This window comes from Mycobacterium sp. JS623 (assembly GCF_000328565.1).
Taxonomy (GTDB): Bacteria; Actinomycetota; Actinomycetes; order Mycobacteriales; family Mycobacteriaceae; genus Mycobacterium.
In genome coordinates this window covers 2,523,265-2,539,915 of sequence record NC_019966.1, presented here as the reverse complement: position 1 = coordinate 2,539,915, position 16,651 = coordinate 2,523,265, and the positions used below count along the sequence as shown (strand labels likewise).

15 protein-coding genes are annotated in these 16,651 nt (G+C 65.6%); 9 read left to right on the top strand and 6 right to left on the bottom strand.

Going from position 1 to position 16,651, the window contains the following annotated elements; genetic code table 11:
• The first annotated feature begins 107 nt into the window (after nucleotides 1-107).
• Both sigB and MYCSM_RS12395 read left to right on the top strand, forming a co-directional pair.
• Nucleotides 108-1,067 (top strand): sigma-70 family RNA polymerase sigma factor SigB, encoded by a 960-nt coding sequence (gene sigB / locus MYCSM_RS12400; protein ID WP_015306501.1) that lies wholly within the window; start codon nucleotides 108-110, stop codon nucleotides 1,065-1,067.
• A 131-nt stretch (nucleotides 1,068-1,198) separates the two neighbouring features.
• Entirely contained in the window at nucleotides 1,199-1,888 is a 690-nt protein-coding gene (locus MYCSM_RS12395; RefSeq protein ID WP_015306500.1) for a metal-dependent transcriptional regulator, read from the top strand.
• Nucleotides 1,889-1,962: 74 nt separating this feature from the next.
• Here the strand turns inward: MYCSM_RS12395 and MYCSM_RS12390 are convergent, their stop codons facing one another.
• Nucleotides 1,963-3,012 carry a DUF4192 domain-containing protein gene (locus tag MYCSM_RS12390; RefSeq protein ID WP_015306499.1) on the bottom strand — a complete coding sequence of 350 codons (1,050 nt, stop codon included), beginning with the start codon at nucleotides 3,010-3,012 and terminating at the stop codon, nucleotides 1,963-1,965.
• Nucleotides 3,013-3,199: 187 nt separating this feature from the next.
• Here MYCSM_RS12390 and sthA point away from each other — a divergent pair, with 187 nt between their 5' ends.
• Nucleotides 3,200-4,606 carry a Si-specific NAD(P)(+) transhydrogenase gene (sthA, locus tag MYCSM_RS12385; protein ID WP_198345078.1) on the top strand — a complete coding sequence of 469 codons (1,407 nt, stop codon included), beginning with the start codon at nucleotides 3,200-3,202 and terminating at the stop codon, nucleotides 4,604-4,606.
• Between the two features lie 5 nt (nucleotides 4,607-4,611).
• On the opposite strand, the gene MYCSM_RS12380 is transcribed toward sthA, so the two are convergent.
• Nucleotides 4,612-5,436: a trypsin-like serine peptidase gene (locus MYCSM_RS12380; protein WP_015306497.1), complete on the bottom strand. Its 825-nt coding sequence runs from the start codon at nucleotides 5,434-5,436 to the stop codon at nucleotides 4,612-4,614.
• Nucleotides 5,437-5,657: 221 nt separating this feature from the next.
• Between MYCSM_RS12380 and MYCSM_RS12375 the strand changes: the two genes are divergently transcribed.
• Genes MYCSM_RS12375 through MYCSM_RS12365 form a run of 3 tightly spaced genes read left to right on the top strand, consistent with a single transcriptional unit; the run spans nucleotide 5,658 to nucleotide 8,424 of the window.
• Nucleotides 5,658-6,629 carry a proteasome assembly chaperone family protein gene (locus MYCSM_RS12375; RefSeq protein WP_015306496.1) on the top strand — a complete coding sequence of 324 codons (972 nt, stop codon included), beginning with the start codon at nucleotides 5,658-5,660 and terminating at the stop codon, nucleotides 6,627-6,629.
• A gap of 59 nt (nucleotides 6,630-6,688) precedes the next feature.
• Nucleotides 6,689-7,711 carry an alpha/beta fold hydrolase gene (locus tag MYCSM_RS12370; protein ID WP_015306495.1) on the top strand — a complete coding sequence of 341 codons (1,023 nt, stop codon included), beginning with the start codon at nucleotides 6,689-6,691 and terminating at the stop codon, nucleotides 7,709-7,711.
• Nucleotides 7,712-7,737: 26 nt separating this feature from the next.
• On the top strand, nucleotides 7,738-8,424 hold the full coding sequence (locus MYCSM_RS12365; RefSeq protein ID WP_015306494.1) for a PhzF family phenazine biosynthesis protein: 687 nt from the start codon (nucleotides 7,738-7,740) through the stop codon (nucleotides 8,422-8,424).
• 13 nt (nucleotides 8,425-8,437) lie between these two features.
• On the opposite strand, the gene nrdR is transcribed toward MYCSM_RS12365, so the two are convergent.
• Both nrdR and MYCSM_RS12355 read right to left on the bottom strand, forming a co-directional pair.
• Nucleotides 8,438-8,902: a transcriptional regulator NrdR gene (gene nrdR / locus MYCSM_RS12360; RefSeq protein WP_015306493.1), complete on the bottom strand. Its 465-nt coding sequence runs from the start codon at nucleotides 8,900-8,902 to the stop codon at nucleotides 8,438-8,440.
• A 160-nt stretch (nucleotides 8,903-9,062) separates the two neighbouring features.
• On the bottom strand, nucleotides 9,063-9,527 hold the full coding sequence (locus MYCSM_RS12355; RefSeq protein ID WP_015306492.1) for a LysM peptidoglycan-binding domain-containing protein: 465 nt from the start codon (nucleotides 9,525-9,527) through the stop codon (nucleotides 9,063-9,065).
• A 209-nt stretch (nucleotides 9,528-9,736) separates the two neighbouring features.
• On the opposite strand from MYCSM_RS12355, the gene lexA reads away from it, so the two are divergent.
• Nucleotides 9,737-10,444 carry a transcriptional repressor LexA gene (lexA, locus tag MYCSM_RS12350; protein ID WP_041311930.1) on the top strand — a complete coding sequence of 236 codons (708 nt, stop codon included), beginning with the start codon at nucleotides 9,737-9,739 and terminating at the stop codon, nucleotides 10,442-10,444.
• Here lexA and MYCSM_RS12345 read toward each other — a convergent pair.
• Together MYCSM_RS12345 and MYCSM_RS12340 are read right to left on the bottom strand one after the other, a co-directional pair.
• Nucleotides 10,441-12,363, bottom strand: coding sequence for an LGFP repeat-containing protein (locus tag MYCSM_RS12345; RefSeq protein ID WP_041311927.1), 1,923 nt, complete (start codon nucleotides 12,361-12,363; stop codon nucleotides 10,441-10,443). The two genes, lexA and MYCSM_RS12345, sit on opposite strands and share 4 nt — an antisense overlap.
• 108 nt (nucleotides 12,364-12,471) lie before the next feature.
• Nucleotides 12,472-13,632, bottom strand: coding sequence for an acyl-CoA dehydrogenase family protein (locus tag MYCSM_RS12340; RefSeq protein ID WP_015306489.1), 1,161 nt, complete (start codon nucleotides 13,630-13,632; stop codon nucleotides 12,472-12,474).
• Nucleotides 13,633-13,782: 150 nt separating this feature from the next.
• Here MYCSM_RS12340 and MYCSM_RS12335 point away from each other — a divergent pair, with 150 nt between their 5' ends.
• A complete protein-coding gene (locus MYCSM_RS12335; RefSeq protein WP_015306488.1) occupies nucleotides 13,783-16,071 on the top strand; it encodes a molybdopterin guanine dinucleotide-containing S/N-oxide reductase in 2,289 nt (762 codons plus the stop codon).
• Nucleotides 16,068-16,571, top strand: coding sequence for a hypothetical protein (locus tag MYCSM_RS12330; protein ID WP_015306487.1), 504 nt, complete (start codon nucleotides 16,068-16,070; stop codon nucleotides 16,569-16,571). The genes MYCSM_RS12335 and MYCSM_RS12330 overlap by 4 nt, the downstream gene beginning before the upstream one ends.
• Nucleotides 16,572-16,651 lie beyond the last annotated feature (80 nt).

Genomic DNA, 16,651 nt, shown 5'->3' with positions numbered 1-16,651 from the left:
CGCGAATAACCGCAGATCAGAAGGTGTGAACCGGGCAACGGGTGGGAACTCTTAACGGCACGTGGGCGTTGTAGCTCATGACAGTTCGACCCAACCAGGAGGCCGTCATGGCAAATGCCACCACCACCCGCGTCGACTCCGACCTGGACGCCCAAAGTCCGGCCGCTGACCTCGTGCGCGTGTACTTGAACGGCATTGGCAAAACGGCCTTGCTCAATGCCGCCGATGAGGTCGAGCTCGCAAAGCGCATTGAGGCGGGCCTTTATGCGGCCCATCTGCTCGAAACGCGGAAGCGCTTGGGCGAGAACCGCAAACGTGATCTCGCTGCGGTGGTCCGGGACGGCGAGGCGGCCCGTCGGCACCTGCTGGAGGCGAACCTCCGGTTGGTGGTGTCGCTGGCGAAGCGCTACACCGGTCGCGGGATGCCTTTGCTGGACCTGATTCAAGAGGGCAACCTGGGTCTGATCCGCGCGATGGAGAAGTTCGACTACACCAAGGGATTCAAGTTTTCGACGTACGCCACGTGGTGGATCCGCCAGGCGATCACCCGCGGTATGGCGGATCAGAGCCGCACCATCCGGCTGCCCGTCCACCTTGTCGAGCAGGTGAACAAGCTGGCCCGGATCAAGCGCGAGATGCATCAGAACCTGGGTCGCGAGGCGACCGATGAGGAGCTTGCCGAGGAGTCCGGCATTCCCGCGGAGAAGATCGCCGACCTGCTCGAGCACAGCCGCGACCCGGTGAGCCTGGACATGCCCGTCGGCAGCGACGAGGAAGCCCCGCTTGGCGACTTCATCGAGGACGCCGAGGCGATGTCGGCAGAGAACGCGGTGATCTCGGAGCTGCTGCACACCGACATCCGCCACGTGCTGGCCACGCTCGACGAGCGCGAGCAGCAGGTCATCCGACTGCGGTTCGGCCTCGACGATGGCCAGCCCCGCACCCTCGACCAGATCGGCAAGCTGTTCGGGTTGTCCCGAGAGCGGGTTCGCCAGATCGAGCGTGAGGTGATGGCCAAGCTGCGCAATGGGGAGCGCGCCGATCGACTGCGCTCCTACGCGAGCTAGCTGTTGTCCAACGACAGCTAGCCACTGACTAACGACCCCGCCGGGACCCCCCAACCGGCGGGGTCGTTGCCGTGTGCGGCTCGGTTTTCCCAGCTTGACCGGTAGACTCTGGCATGACGGAGGGTTGCCTAATGAACGATCTTGTCGATACCACCGAGATGTACTTGCGGACCATCTACGACCTCGAAGAAGAGGGCGTAGTGCCTCTGCGTGCGCGCATCGCGGAGCGCCTCGAACAGAGTGGACCCACCGTCAGCCAGACCGTGTCCCGGATGGAGCGCGACGGCCTACTCCATGTCGCCGGTGACCGCCATCTCGAGCTCACCGACAAGGGCCGCTCCCTGGCCATCTCCGTCATGCGCAAGCATCGGCTTGCCGAGCGCCTGTTGGTCGACGTGATCGGGCTACCGTGGGAAGAAGTGCACGCCGAGGCCTGTCGGTGGGAGCACGTGATGAGCGAGGACGTCGAGCGCAGGCTCGTTCAGGTGCTCGACAACCCCACCACCTCTCCGTTCGGCAACCCCATTCCCGGCCTGTCCGAACTCGGCGTCGACGACTCGATCAACGAGGCGGTCAACCTGGTGCGGCTCACCGAACTGCCATCCGGAATGCCCGTGGCGGTCGTGGTGCGACAGCTCACCGAGCATGTGCAGGGCGACACCGAATTGATCTCGAAGCTGAAGGAAGCCGGCGTCGTGCCGAACGCCAGGGTGACCGTCGAGGCCAACGACCACGGCGGGGTCATGATCGTGATCCCCGGCCACGAACAGGTCGAGCTCCCCCACCACATGGCGCACGCTGTGAAGGTCGAAAAGGTCTAGCGGCGGGCAGGAGTGCCGGGGGCACCTCCCGCCCGAAGGGCAGGGGACGACCCGGGGTGTGTTGAGCCGCAACGTCATCCGGCGCGCCGACCGATTGTGCGCATCGGTGGCAGCTGCACGCCGAGCCGTTCGGCCAGCCGGTAGCCGGTAAGCGCCAGATCGCGAATCTTCTCGGGACGAAGCCCCGACTGCAGCGCGGTGTCGAGCATGCCGGCCATGCGATGTGTCGGGTCAACGCGCAGCGCGGCTTCCAGGGATACGCCCGCCAGCGGGCCGTCGCCGCGCGCGTACGCCGAGAACGCCAGCAGCACGAGTGCCTCCACCCGCCACGGTTCCGGCAGGCTGCGTGACAGCAGCGCCCACAGCCCTTCGGCCTGGCCGGCGTTCTCACCGACGGCCAGCGCGTAGAGAGTGTCACGAACGCGAAGGTCGGTCAACGCTAAACCCAGCCGGGCCAATTCGTCGTCGCCGAGATCGACAGCGTCGGCCACGCGTACTGCCGCCGCTATGGCCGCCTCGACGTCTGCCCGCGCCGCGTCATCCGGCCTCTGGGAAGCGTCCGCTGTGGCGTCCCCGATGAGCTCGGCGAGCATGTCGGTTCGGGTGCGGTCGGCCACCTCGATGACTTCCTGCAGCTCAGCACGCCGGGTGTACAGCCTGCGGCCGTCCAGAACCGCGGCCATGGCCAGCGGCGAGGCCGACGGGTCCTCGACGGTGCCCGCGTTACCGCAGCCGTCCGCGCAGTGCCAGCGCCCGCCCGCGGCGACGCGGTCGACGACATGCGCTGCGAGAAGTTCGATACCCCGGTTGGCCAGCGCGGTGGTCAAACCGTCGGCAAGTTCGCGGTATTCGTCGCTGCACATCCGGCATCCGAAACCGTCCTCGTCGATTACCACCGCGATTGCGGAATCGGGTTTGGCCGCTGACGCCACGTCGGCGATGTGCGCGAGCGAGTGCGTCAGTTCGTCTGAAAGATCAACGCGCATAACGCATCCCATTTCGCCACCGTCGATGGTCACGAGAACGAGGGATTTCTCCGGCACAAAGCCGAGCACTGCGGGTAAGGCCGCGATGAGCACTCCGGGCCGGTTGAGATGAAAGTCGGATGATTGCGATGTCGTCATGTCGCCAAGATCGCAACGAGCACCGCCGTATTTCGCGCCGCAGCGTGTCGTCCGCAGGCGCCTGGGGATGAGTTCGCGACTGGGGACAAACTGGGAGCTGCTGACAGAGGCAAATATTCACGTGTCGTTGACGCCCGTCGGCGTGCGAATAGGCTCCAACCGGCGTAGACCTTTTGCCATGGGTTCCATGGTTGAGTACGACCTCGTCGTCATCGGTTCGGGTCCGGGCGGCCAGAAAGCCGCGATCGCAGCGGCGAAGCTCGGCAAGTCGGTGGCGGTCGTGGAGCGCGGGCGGATGCTCGGCGGCGTTTGCGTGAACACCGGAACCATCCCGTCCAAGACACTGCGCGAGGCCGTCGTCTATCTCACCGGCATGAGCCAGCGCGAACTGTACGGCGCCAGCTACCGCGTCAAGGAGAAGATCACCCCCGGTGATCTGTTGGCGCGCACCAACCATGTCATCAACAAGGAGCAGGACGTGGTGCGCAATCAGCTGATGCGCAACCGTGTCGACCTCCACACCGGTCACGGCCGGTTCCTCGACGAACACACCGTGTGTGTCGATGACCAGACCCGTGGTGAGAGAACGACCGTCCGCGGCGAATACCTCGTGATCGCAACCGGCACCAAGCCGGCCCGCCCAACCGGTGTCGAATTCGACGAGGACCGGGTGTTGGACTCGGACGGAATCCTCGACCTGAAGTCGCTGCCGTCGACGATGGTCGTAGTGGGCGCCGGCGTGATCGGTATCGAGTACGCCTCGATGTTCGCCGCGCTGGGCACCAAGGTCACCGTCGTCGAGAAGCGCGACAACATGTTGGACTTCTGTGATCCCGAAATAGTCGAGGCGCTGAAGTTTCACTTACGCGATCTCGCGGTGACGTTCCGGTTCGGCGAGGAGGTGACCGCCGTCGACGTTGGCGCCGCGGGCACGGTCACCACGCTCGCCAGTGGCAAGCAGATCCCCGCCGAAACGGTGATGTACTCCGCAGGCAGGCAGGGCCAGACCGAGCACCTCGACTTGGCCAACGCCGGACTCGAAACCGACGACCGCGGAAGGATTGTCGTCGATAGCAACTTCCAGACGAAGGTCGACCACATCTATGCCGTCGGCGATGTGATCGGTTTTCCCGCACTGGCCGCGACGTCGATGGACCAGGGCCGGCTGGCCGCCTATCACGCGTTCGGTGAGCCCGCGAAGGGCATGACCGATCTGCAACCGATCGGCATCTACTCCATTCCCGAGGTGTCCTACGTCGGCGCCACCGAGGTTGAGCTGACGAAGAATTCGATACCCTACGAGGTCGGGGTGTCGCGTTACCGCGAGCTAGCGCGGGGTCAGATCGCGGGCGATTCCTACGGCATGCTGAAACTGTTGGTGTCGACCGATGACCTGAAGTTGTTGGGCGTACACATCTTTGGCACCAGCGCCACTGAGATGGTGCACATCGGCCAGGCAGTGATGGGGTGCGGCGGCACCGTCGAATATCTGGTCGACGCGGTCTTCAACTATCCGACGTTCTCGGAGGCCTACAAGGTTGCCGCGCTTGACGTGATGAACAAGTTGCGCGCGCTCAACCAGTTCCGCTCCTAGCACGGCTAGCCGCAATCGTCGTCGAGCACCGTGGGCGCGACGTCGCCAGGTCCGCCGGCTTCGGCACGCGCCAGCAGGCGCTTGATCGCATCATCGAAAGGTGGTGAGTACGAGATGCTTTCGTCTGCACAGCCTCCGCCGTTGAGTCCACCGATCACACCTGCGACGGTCGATCCCTCGATCCACGGAGCGCCGGACAGGCCGTCGATCAACTGCGCGCAGTCGAACGCCGGAAATCCTTTTGTTGGCTGCGCTGTGGGTGTCTGACAGCCGATCGGACCACCGCCGACGCCCATCGCGTAGCCGGTGACGGTAATGACGGTGCCCGGTTTCGGCGTCTGCCCGAGTTTTAGTCCCCCACCGGCCAAGTCCTTCACCGATCCGCCGGCGTCTCGGCTCACCCGTGCGATCGCGAAATCGGCCATAGGGTCCTGGTTTTGCACCCAGCGCGGATCGAGGTAGACCGCATCGATATGCCAGACGTCCTCGGGCGCCGCCGTGTCGTGCAGACCCGCAACGAATGTGGCGTCGACCCCCTGGGCTACGCAGTGCGCCGCGGTGAGGATCAGATCACCGGCCGCCGAATCCAGCACCCCGCCGGTGCAGGTGTGCAAATCGCCGCCGCCCAGAAACACCGCGCCCACCCGTGGATCCGGCGCCATCGGCCGCGCCGTGGGGGGCGGCGCTTTCGCAGTGGACGGCTGCTCGTTGGCCGCGACGCTGGGGGCCTGCTCCGGTGGCTGGTTCTTCGCACACGCCTGTGCCCAGAACGGCAACGCAGCCAGCAAGCCGCTCACCAGAACCGCCCGGCCGGTCGCGAAGAAGCGCATGAGCACCGATCTTGCCCCACCGCTGGGCGCTACGCCCCGACGATTGGCTGGGCGACCAGACTGGCAAACTTTCACCAGCAGCGGTTCACCGGCATCCGATGCGGGCATCCCAGGCGGAATGCGAAATCGGCGGCGTCTTGTTCGTACAAATGCAAGGGCCGCAACCGCATCAACGACGAAATGCGCCACACTTAGACAGATGGGTGCCAGGAGGCGAGGCAATGGCTGAGAACGCCGATAGACCAGAACAGCACTACCAGCCCGAGCACACCGGGATGTATGAGCTGGAGTTTCCCGCGCCGCAGTTGTCGTCGCCTGATGGCAGCGGGCCGGTGATGATCCACGCCCTCGAGGGGTTCTCGGACGCCGGCCACGCGATTCGGCTGGCCGCGCAGCACCTGAAGAACACCCTTGACACCGAGCTGGTCGCATCGTTCGCGATCGACGAACTGCTGGACTACCGGTCACGCCGGCCATTGATGACGTTCAAGACCGACCACTTCACCGCCTATGAGGAACCCGAACTCAAGCTGTACGCCCTGCACGACAGCCTCGGCACGCCGTTTCTGCTGCTCGCGGGCATGGAACCGGACCTGCGATGGGAGCGGTTCATCACGGCTGTCCGGCTGCTGGCCGAACGGCTCGGCGTGCGCCGGGTGATCGGCCTTGGCACCATTCCGATGGCGGTGCCGCACACCCGCCCGATCACCATGACCGCGCACTCCAACGACAAGGAGCTGATCGCCGAGCACACGCCATGGGTCGGCGAGGTGCAGGTGCCGGGCAGCGTGTCCAACCTGCTGGAGTTCCGGATGGCGCAGCACGGCCACGAGGTGGTGGGCTTCACCGTTCATGTGCCGCACTACCTGGCGCAGACGGACTACCCATCGGCGGCCGAAGCGCTGCTGTCCGAGGTCGCCAGGAGCGGTTCGCTGCAATTCCCTCTCGCCGAACTGACGCAAGCCGCCGCCGAGGTGCACGACAAGATAAACGAGCAGGTCGAGGCCAGTAGCGAGGTCGCTCAAGTGGTGGAGGCACTGGAGCGCCAGTACGATGCGTTCGTCGCCGCTCAGGAGAATCGGTCGCTGCTGGCGCGCGATGAAGATCTACCCAGCGGAGACGAACTCGGCGCGGAATTCGAGCGGTTCCTCGCACAACAGGCCGACGACAAGCCCAAGGACGACGACAACTAGCCGCTGCCCGGCCCGACAACGAAGTTGGCTGAATTGATCGCGACAACAAGGTTGGCGCAATGAGCGAGCGAAAGCCCAATCTGCGTACCGTGCGGGAACTGACACCCTCGCTGCAGTACCGCACCATCCACGGGTACCGGCGCGCGTTTCGGGTGGCCGGCTCCGGTCCTGCCATCCTGCTGATCCACGGGATCGGCGACAACTCCACCACGTGGAGCACCGTGCAGAGCAAGCTGGCGCAACGCTTCACGGTCATCGCTCCCGATCTGCTGGGCCACGGCCAGTCCGACAAGCCGCGTGCCGACTATTCAGTTGCCGCCTACGCCAACGGGATGCGCGACCTTCTTTCGGTCCTCGACATCGACAACGTCACGGTCGTCGGCCATTCGCTCGGCGGCGGCGTGGCGATGCAATTCGCTTATCAGTTCCCGCAATTGGTCGACCGGCTGATCTTGGTGAGCGCCGGTGGCGTGACCAAGGACGTCAACTTCGCGCTGCGGTTCGCCTCGTTGCCGATGGGCAGCGAAGCCCTCGCGCTGCTGCGACTGCCGCTTGTGCTGCCCGCGCTGCAAGTGGCGGGCCGTGTTGCGGGAGCCATGTTGGGTTCCACCGGCCTTGGCAGGGATCTGCCCGACGTGCTGCGCATCCTTGCCGACCTGCCCGAGCCGACCGCCTCCTCGGCGTTTGCCCGCACCCTGCGCGCCGTCGTCGACTGGCGGGGCCAGGTGGTCACCATGCTCGACCGATGTTATTTGACGCAATCCGTTCCGGTGCAACTGATTTGGGGTAACCGCGACTCGGTGATCCCAGTGGGCCACGCCCGGATGGCGCACGCGGCGATGCCGGGCTCACAGTTGGAAATCTTCGAAGGCTCCGGGCATTTCCCATTCCACGACGACCCCGACCGTTTCGTCGAGGTGGTCGAGAAGTTCATCGATTCGAACGACCCCGCGGTGTACGACCAGGAATACCTCCGCGGCCTGCTGCGGTCGGGTATCGGCGAGGGCACCATTGTAGGATCCGTCGACACCCGCGTCGCAGTGCTCGACGCGATGGGCGCCGACGAGCGCAGCGCCACCTGATTTGGCGACCACGTAGCATCGGCCACATGGCCATCGACGTGACAGTGTTGCGCGTTTTCACCGACCAGGACGGCAACTTCGGCAACCCCCTCGGTGTGGTTGACGCCAGCCAGGCAGCGCCCGGGCAGCGCCAACGGATAGCTGCCCAATTGAGTTACAGCGAAACGGTATTCATCGATGTGCCGAGGTCCGGCGCCAACACCGCGTACGCGCGCATCTTTACGCCTGCCACCGAATTGCCGTTTGCGGGGCATCCGACGGTCGGAGCGTCGTGGTGGCTTCGCGACCGCGGCGTCCCGGTCCACACCCTGCAGGTGCCCGCGGGCATCGTGCAGGTCACCTACGAGGACGACGTCACCGCCATCAGCGCCCGCTCGGAGTGGGCGCCGGAGTTCGCCATCTATGACCTCGAGTCAGCCGATGAGCTCTTCGATGCCGACCCCGACGGTTACCCAGACGACATCCAGAATTACTTGTGGACATGGACCGACCGCGAGCGCGGTGCGATCCGATCGCGGATGTTCGCCGCGAATCTCGGAGTGCCCGAGGACGAGGCGACGGGAGCTGCGGCGGTGCGGATCACCGACTACCTCAGCCGCGACCTGACCATCGTGCAGGGCAAGGGCTCGGTGATCAACACCCAATGGAGCCCTGAGGGTTGGGTACGTATTGCCGGTCGCGTCGTGAACGACGGAACCAAGCAGATCGACTGAGCCGGCCCGCGACTCAACTCTGCGCGGGGACCTCACGAGCAGCGCGCAGCGCCTCGATCTCGCGCTCGAAATCCTCGGCCGACTGGAATGATCGATAAACCGAGGCGAACCGCAGATACGCGACCTCGTCGAGTTCGCGCAGTGGGCCAAGGATCGCCAGCCCGACCTCTTGGCTGGGCACCTCAGGCGAACCCGTCGCCCGCACCGTGTCTTCCACCTGCTGGGCGAGCATGTTCAACGCGTCGTCGTCGACCTGTCGGCCCTGGCAGGCGCGTCGCACGCCGCGGACGACCTTCTCGCGGCTGAACGGTTCGGTGACCCCGCTGCGTTTGACCACCGCCAACACGGCGGTCTCGACAGTGGTGAAGCGTTTACCGCACTCCGGACACGATCTGCGTCGCCGGATCGCCTGGCCTTCGTCGGTTTCGCGGGAATCCACCACCCGGGAATCGGGGTGACGGCAGAACGGACAGTGCATCTCCGCTCCTTCGCCGCGACGACAAACAACTACCTCGAACGTCTTCGAGCGTACCTGCGTGCCGCCGCCGGAGCCTAGTGTCGGTGCGATTCGGGCACCCAGCGCCGAAGCGGCTACCGAAGGCGCTGTGCGGCAATATCTTTCACCGCTCACGGTGGATTCAGGTGCCGATGGGAGCGATGAGTGTCTGACCGGCTTGCAGCGCAACCGAATCGAGCTGGTTGAGTTCCTGGATGCGCTCGACGACCTGGCCGACAGGCGAGTCGGGGGCCACCCGGTGCGCCACCTGCTGCAGCGTCTCCCCCGTCTGGACCTGCACAACGGCCAGCCGAGCGGGCACCGGCGCATCGCCTCCGGTCACCCCACCGAGCTGGGCGACCAGGCCCAGCCAGACCGTGATACCCGCCGCGATGAGGGCGAGCATCACCGTGGTTGCCGGGGTGATGGGGCGCCGGCGGTGCGAGGCCCGCGACATCAGCACGCCGGTACCGCGGTACCGCATCGGCGCCGCGTCGGGCCGGCTCGCCCGCGGCCGCCGCCTGGCCTCTGCCGGCCGTGAACCGGGCCTGACCACCGGCCTGAGCACCGAATCCGCCTGGATCTGTCGCGTGTCGAGGATCGTCATCTGCTTGCCTTCCCGTTCCGGCTTTTCGCTCTGGTGTTCGAATGCTATCGCTCACTTGTTCGATTTATAGAACATGTGATCGAACTGTTGCCAAACGATAGGACAGCCCACCGACAAATTTCTGCCACCTGATCCGGCAGGCGGCTCCGATGCGACACGCCTCGAACACATGTTTGATTATTGGGTCAGCGCGGACTACATTCGGCGCCATGAAGGACGACGACACGGACAGTTCTGGCAGCACGGAAAGCACAGGCGGACGCCGAGGTCTCGAGAGCGCCCTAACCGAGCGTCAACGCACCATCCTCGATGTCATCCGCGCCTCTGTGACCAGTCGCGGCTACCCGCCGAGCATCAGGGAGATCGGCGATGCGGTCGGGCTGACGTCGACTTCGTCGGTGGCCCATCAGCTACGCACCCTGGAGCGCAAGGGCTACCTGCGGCGCGATCCCAACCGCCCGCGCGCAGTCGATGTCCGCGGTGCCGACGACGGCCTCACGTCGATCGTCGCCACCGACGTTGCGGGCTCCGACGCGCTACCGGAGCCCACGTTCGTTCCCGTGCTCGGCCGTATCGCCGCGGGCGGGCCGATCCTGGCCGAAGAAGCGGTCGAGGATGTCTTCCCGTTGCCCCGCGAACTGGTCGGTGAGGGTTCGCTGTTCCTGCTCAAGGTCGTCGGCGACTCGATGGTCGATGCGGCCATCTGCGACGGCGACTGGGTCGTCGTACGTCAGCAGAACGTGGCCGACAACGGGGACATCGTCGCGGCGATGATCGACGGCGAAGCGACGGTCAAGACGTTCAAGCGCACCCGCGGTCAGGTGTGGCTCATGCCGCACAACCCGGCGTTCGATCCCATCCCCGGCAACGACGCCGCTGTGCTCGGCAAAGTCGTCACCGTGATCCGCAAGATCTAATTGGCTCGCAGGAATCCGTTCGTCCGAGCGAGTTCCTCACTGGCGAACCAGATTTCGGCGCGTGCGTCGTCGTAGAGGGTGGTGCCTGGCGCCCAGTACAGCCCAGACTTGGTGTCCGCCTTGATCGGGTAGCCCGCGGGCGCCTCATTGGGATCGTCGAGCGGCAGATGCAGTGCCGTGCCGTTGGGCGCGGGTTCGCCGATCTCGATCCGCGCGTGGCGCCCTGTGTCGGTCAACGGATCGCGTTCGATGCCGGTCGGCAGCAGCGTCGGCGTCGTGTCGACCTTGTCGGGATCTTCGTCATTGTCTTGGTGCGCAACAGCTTCCGGTGTGGCTACCCGTTCGCGCGCGGTGTCATCGTCGTCATCCTCGTCGGCGCCTTCGGGAGGTTCGGGCGGCGCGCCCCATACGTTCCTCGGCGATTGGTGATGCTGCTCGTCACCGGACATCGTCGGTGGCGAGCCCAGCCCCTGGTGCGCATAACGACCGCTGAACTGCTCGGCCGATTGATCGCCGGGATACGACGACCCGAATTCGTCATCGCCGTCATCGAAGATGTCGCCCTCATCGTGGCCTCGGCGGTTGCGTATTGCCGCCACCGCTACCAGCCCGGCCAACACCACCACCGGAATGATGGCAAGCAGCCACCACCAGCTCCACGCAAACCACTTCTTGCCGTTGGTATCTGAGGCCTGCGGGCTGGCGGGTGCCTTGGGCACGTCCTGCCCAGGCACTTGCAAGCCGGCGAGCTGCGAGGCCAGATTCGCAGGCTCGGTGCTGAAGGAGTTCTTGGACCGGTCCCACGAAACCACGCCGCCACTGAACCGTTGCGTGATCACGTCGCCGTTCTCGGTCTGGTCGGCCATCGGTGCGCCAAGCGAACCCGCCGCGCCGCCCAGCTTGTCCCACGCGGCGTTCATGGCGCCGCGCACGATGACGGCCCCGTAATCGGGGGTCCAGAAGATGACCGGGTGGTCCTTGCCGGAGAAGGTGGTGATCCGGCTGTTGGGCAGGCCGCCGTCGCCCTCACTGGACGCCGGTAGGCCCAGGTCGCCCTGCGGCCCGCCGACGCTTTCGTACTTCGCCAGTACCTGTCCCGTGACGACGTTGGCTCCCGTCGCGGGGCTGAAGAAGATCTTGCCGCCGGCGAAATTCTGGCCGAGGCCGTCTGTGCCGATCTTGTACGGCTCGCCTTGCGCAGCGCCCAGCGGGCCCAGGGGTCCGCCGGCGGCGCGCCGGGCCGTATTGATCGCCGATGTCGGGTCCTCCGAATATTGCAGCCCGGTCAGCTCGCCGGCGAGCTCGGGCGGAACCGTCGTGAAGTCCTTGGACTTCCTGTCGTAGGACACCTCACCGCCGGTGAACTTCTGCGTGATGAGGTTGCCGTGATACGTCTCGTCGTCGCTGGGCACACCGAGCGCGCCCGCTGATCCGCCCAACTTGTCCCACGCGGCGTTGATTGGACCGCGAACGACCCGCGCGCCGGTGTCGGGCGTCCAAAAGATGACGGGGTTGTCGGGGGCGCTGAACGTGGTGTTTCGGCTGTCGGGAGCCTTGCCTGCGCCTTCGTCGATGGTCGGGAAGCCAAGGTCGCCGTCCGCCGGGCCGCCGAGCGACATGTACTTGTCGAGAATCGCGCCCATCATGGCGTGAGCACCGGTGGCCGGCGTGAAGAAGATCTTGCCGCCGGGAAAGTTCTGACCGAAGCCGTCGCCGGCCGGATAGACGCCGCCATCCTTGGGTCCGAGCGGGCCCGTATCGCCCCCTGCGGCTTGCCAGGCCGCGGTGATCGCCGCGTCGGCGTCGTCCTGGGGCGTAGCCAGGGCCGCGGGCGCGAGCCACAGCAACGCCGCAGCGCTCAACAGGCCGATGGTCGTCCGCGCGATCAGGCCCCTGCCCACCATGCCCCGTTTCGTCATCCGACAGGTCACGTTAATCCTCGCCTCCGTGACCATGTCAGACGACGATAACCAAGCGCGCGTGGCGAAACAGCGCAACCCGGCGCCCGGCGTGCCGCTCAGCGGTGGCTAGACACCCATGCTGCGGCCGATGATCTCCTTCATGATCTCGGTCGTCCCGCCGTAGATGGTCTGCACACGGGAGTCGAGATAGGCCCTGGCCACTGGATATTCGCGCATGTAGCCGTAGCCGCCGTGCAGTTGCAGACAACGGTCGATCAGATAGACCTGCTTTTCGGTGGAGTACCACTTGGCCATTGCGGCCTGCTCGGCGGTCAGCTTCTCCTCGAGGTGCAACTTGATGAACTCGTCAACCATCATGCGCACCACCGTGGCTTCGGTCGCTAGCTCGGCCAACACGAACCGGCTGTTCTGCTGGCTGCCGATCGGACGGCCAAAAGCCTTGCGCTCCTTGGTGTATTGCAGCGTGTCCTCGAGCACTGCCTCCATCGCCGTGGCCGCCATCACCGCGATACCGATCCGCTCCTGGGGCAGGTTCTGCATCAGGTAGATGAAACCCTGACCCTCCTCGCCGAGCAGGTTTTCGGCGGGCACCTTCACGTCGGTGAACGAAAGCTCCGCGGTGTCCTGCGCGTCCAGACCGATCTTGTCGAGTTTGCGGCCGCGTTCGAACCCCGCCATGTCGCGCTCGACGACGAGTAGCGAGAAACCCATCGCGCCCTTGTCCGGGTCGGTGCACGCGACAACGATCACGAGGTCGGCGTTGATGCCGTTGGTGATGAATGTCTTCGCGCCATTGAGGATGTAGTGGTCGCCGTCTTTGACGGCCCGGGTCTTGATCCCCTGCAGGTCACTTCCAGTTCCGGGCTCGGTCATTGCGATCGCGGTGATGATTTCACCGGTGCAGAACTGCGGCAGCCACCGCGCCTTCTGCTCGTCGGTGGCCAGCCGCAGCAGGTACGGCGCAACCACGTCGTTGTGCAGGCTGAAGCCGATGCCGCTGTATCGCCCGGCAGTGGTCTCCTCGGTGACGATCACGTTGTAGCGGAAGTCCGGGTTGCCCCCGCCGCCGTACTCCTCGGGCACCGCCATGCCGAGAAAGCCCTGCTTACCGGCTTCCAGCCAGACGCCGCGGTCGACGATCTTCTCCTGCTCCCACTGCTCGTGGTACGGCGCGACGTGCCGGTCGAGGAACGCGCGATAGGACACGCGGAACAGGTCGTGCTCGGGCTCGAAGAGGGTGCGGTCGTATTTGACGACGCTGCCCATGGGACCTCCATGAGTTGGTACGGGCTGTTACCGCCAAAGGTACCCCATCCAACCGGATGGTTGGTCGACGGGCGGCGAAGCACACTGGGCCCCAGCGGGGGGCGTTCTCGAGTCCAGAGAACGTCACCGTCCGGCCCTAGAATCCGATACGTGACCCGCCCCCCGACGAGCCTGACGCATTGGGGCGGGTTCTCGGTGGAGGTCGAATCCGGCGATATCGCGTCTGTGACGCCATTGGCCGGCGACACCGACCCGTCACCGCTACTGGGCAACCTGCCCGCTTCGATCCGGCACCCCGCGCGCGTCGCAACCCCTGCGGTTCGCCGCGGCTGGTTGCGTGACGGGCCCGGCCCCACCACCCGCAGAGGCGCCGACGAGTTCGTCGCCGTCTCGTGGGACGAGCTCACCGACCTGCTTGCAGGAGAGCTGCGGCGCGTCATCCAAACACACGGGAACGAAGCGATCTACGGCGGCTCGTACGGCTGGGCCAGCGCCGGCCGGTTCCACCACGCCCAGAGCCAAGTCCACCGGTTCCTCAAACTCCTTGGCGGATATACCTTTTCGCGGCACTCATACAGCCTCGGCGCCACCGGCGTCATCATGCCCCGGGTAGTCGGTACGCACGGTGACCTGTTCAAACGGTCTACGTCGTGGAACGTCATCGTCGAGCACACCGATCTGCTGGTCTGTTTCGGCGGCTTGGCGCTGAAGAACACGGGAACCAACCACGGCGGCACCACAGGCCACCCGGCCCGCGACGCACTGCGCCGGTTCCGCGACCGCGGCGGTCGCATCGTGTCATTCTCGCCCCTGCGCGACGACGTCGACGGCGACTGCGAATGGCATGCGCCGGTGCCGGGTACCGACGTCGCGATCATGCTGGCGCTGGCCTACGTGTTGGCACGCGAATCGCTGGCCGATCGGGATTTTCTGAACACCTACTGCACCGGCTACGACCGCTTCGAGCGGTATCTGCTCGGTATCGACGACGGCGTGCCGAAGTCCCCCGAGTGGGCGTCGCGGATCTGCGGGCTGCCCGCCGGTGAGCTGTCCGCACTGGCGCGACGGATGGCGGCACAGCGCACACTTGTGACCGTCAGCTGGTCGCTACAGCGCATCCGGCACGGCGAGCAGGCGCCGTGGATGGGGCTCACGCTCGCGGCGATGCTGGGCCAGATCGGCCTTCCCGGAGGCGGTTTCGGACACGGCTACGGTTCGATGAACGAACCGGGACTGCCACCGCTGCGCTTCGGGTTGCCAAGGTTGCCGCAGGGCCCCAATCCGGTGCAGACGTTCATTCCTGTGGCAGCCATCAGCGACATGCTGTTGCGCCCCGGCGAACCGTTCGACTACAACGGCCAGCAGTTGACCTACCCGGATATCAAGTTGGTGTACTGGGCCGGCGGCAACCCGTTTCACCATCACCAGAACATTCCGCGGTTGCGGCGCGCCCTCGGCCGCGTCGACACGATCGTCGTGCACGACCCGTACTGGACCGCAATGGCCAAGCACGCCGACATCGTCGTGCCGTCGACCACCGCGTTCGAGCGCGACGATTACTCCGGCTCCCGCAACGACCCGCTGCTGATGGCCATGCCAAAGCTAGCCGAGCCATATGCGCACTCGCGTGACGACTACACGACATTCGCTGCACTCGCCGAGGCGCTGGGGGTCGGTGATCAGTTCACCGAGGGTCGCACGGCAAGCCAATGGCTGGTGCACCTGTACGAGAAGTGGGCGGCGGGACTGGATTTCGCGGTGCCGACGTTCGACGAGTTCTGGGCGTTGGGACAACTTCGGTTACCCACGGAGAGCGGTCTGACACTGCTGGCGGACTTTCGCGCGGATCCCATTACGCACCGGCTTGCGACTCCGAGCGGGCGCATCGAGATCTTTTCCGATGACATCGACGGGTTCGGTTACGACGATTGCGCCGGCCACCCGATGTGGTTCGAGCCATCCGAGTGGCTCGGCGGCGCTCGCGCTGGCGACTACCCGTTGCACCTGGTGGCGAACCAACCAGCGACGCGGCTGCACAGTCAGTTGGACATCGGTGCGGTGAGCCAAGCTTCGAAAGTACAAGGGCGCGAGCCCATCCGGATGCATCCTGTCGACGCCGCGGGGCGCGGGCTGGCCGACGGCGACGTGGTGCGGGTGTTCAACGACCGCGGCGCCTGTCTGGCCGGGGTCGTGATCGACGATCGTCTGCGCCGCGATGTCGTGCAGCTGTCGACCGGTGCCTGGTTCGATCCGGCCGAGCCCGCCGATGCCGACGCCATGTGTGTGCACGGCAATCCGAATGTGCTCACCGACGACACCGGCACGTCGTCATTGGCGCGGGGCTGCACCGGCGCTCACGTACTGGTGCAGGTCGAGAAGTTCACAGGGCCGCTTCCGGAAGTGCGGGCACATCAGCCACCGGTGATCGTCGACCGATGAGCGAAGCACTGACTGTCGAAGAACGTGGCCAGCCAATCACATTCACGTTCGGCGACATGATGCGCTATCACGGACCGCACTCCCCCACCGGAGTTGCGGTGGCGTTCAAGGTCATGCAGCGCGCATTCGCCGACCTCTCGCCCAACGAAGCACCGGCTCGTCGAACGATCAAGGTACGCACCCCGTTTCGAGGTCCCGGCGCGCGCGACGGTTTTGAGGCGGTGACGCGGGCGGTGTCCGACGGGCGCTACGTCGTCGACCGCACGTTGGTCAGAAGCGACCGGGGTCGACTTCTCGAGGACTTCGTGTTCGTCGTCGACATCGGCGGCCGCACGATCACCCTTCTTCTGCGCGAGGGATTCGTTACCGACGAGTTCATCGACCTGGCCCGCACCGACGACCGTACCGATGCGCAAGAGCAACGGCTCGACGAGCTGAAAGAACAGCTCGCTCACCGCGTGATGAGCACCGCCGCCGAGGCGCTGTTCGATATTGCCTGATCGGCATTGCCTGACCGACGTGAGTAATCCCACTCCATGTTTGCCTACGAGCGGTTATGGGGATTCCGGGATCACGTGAC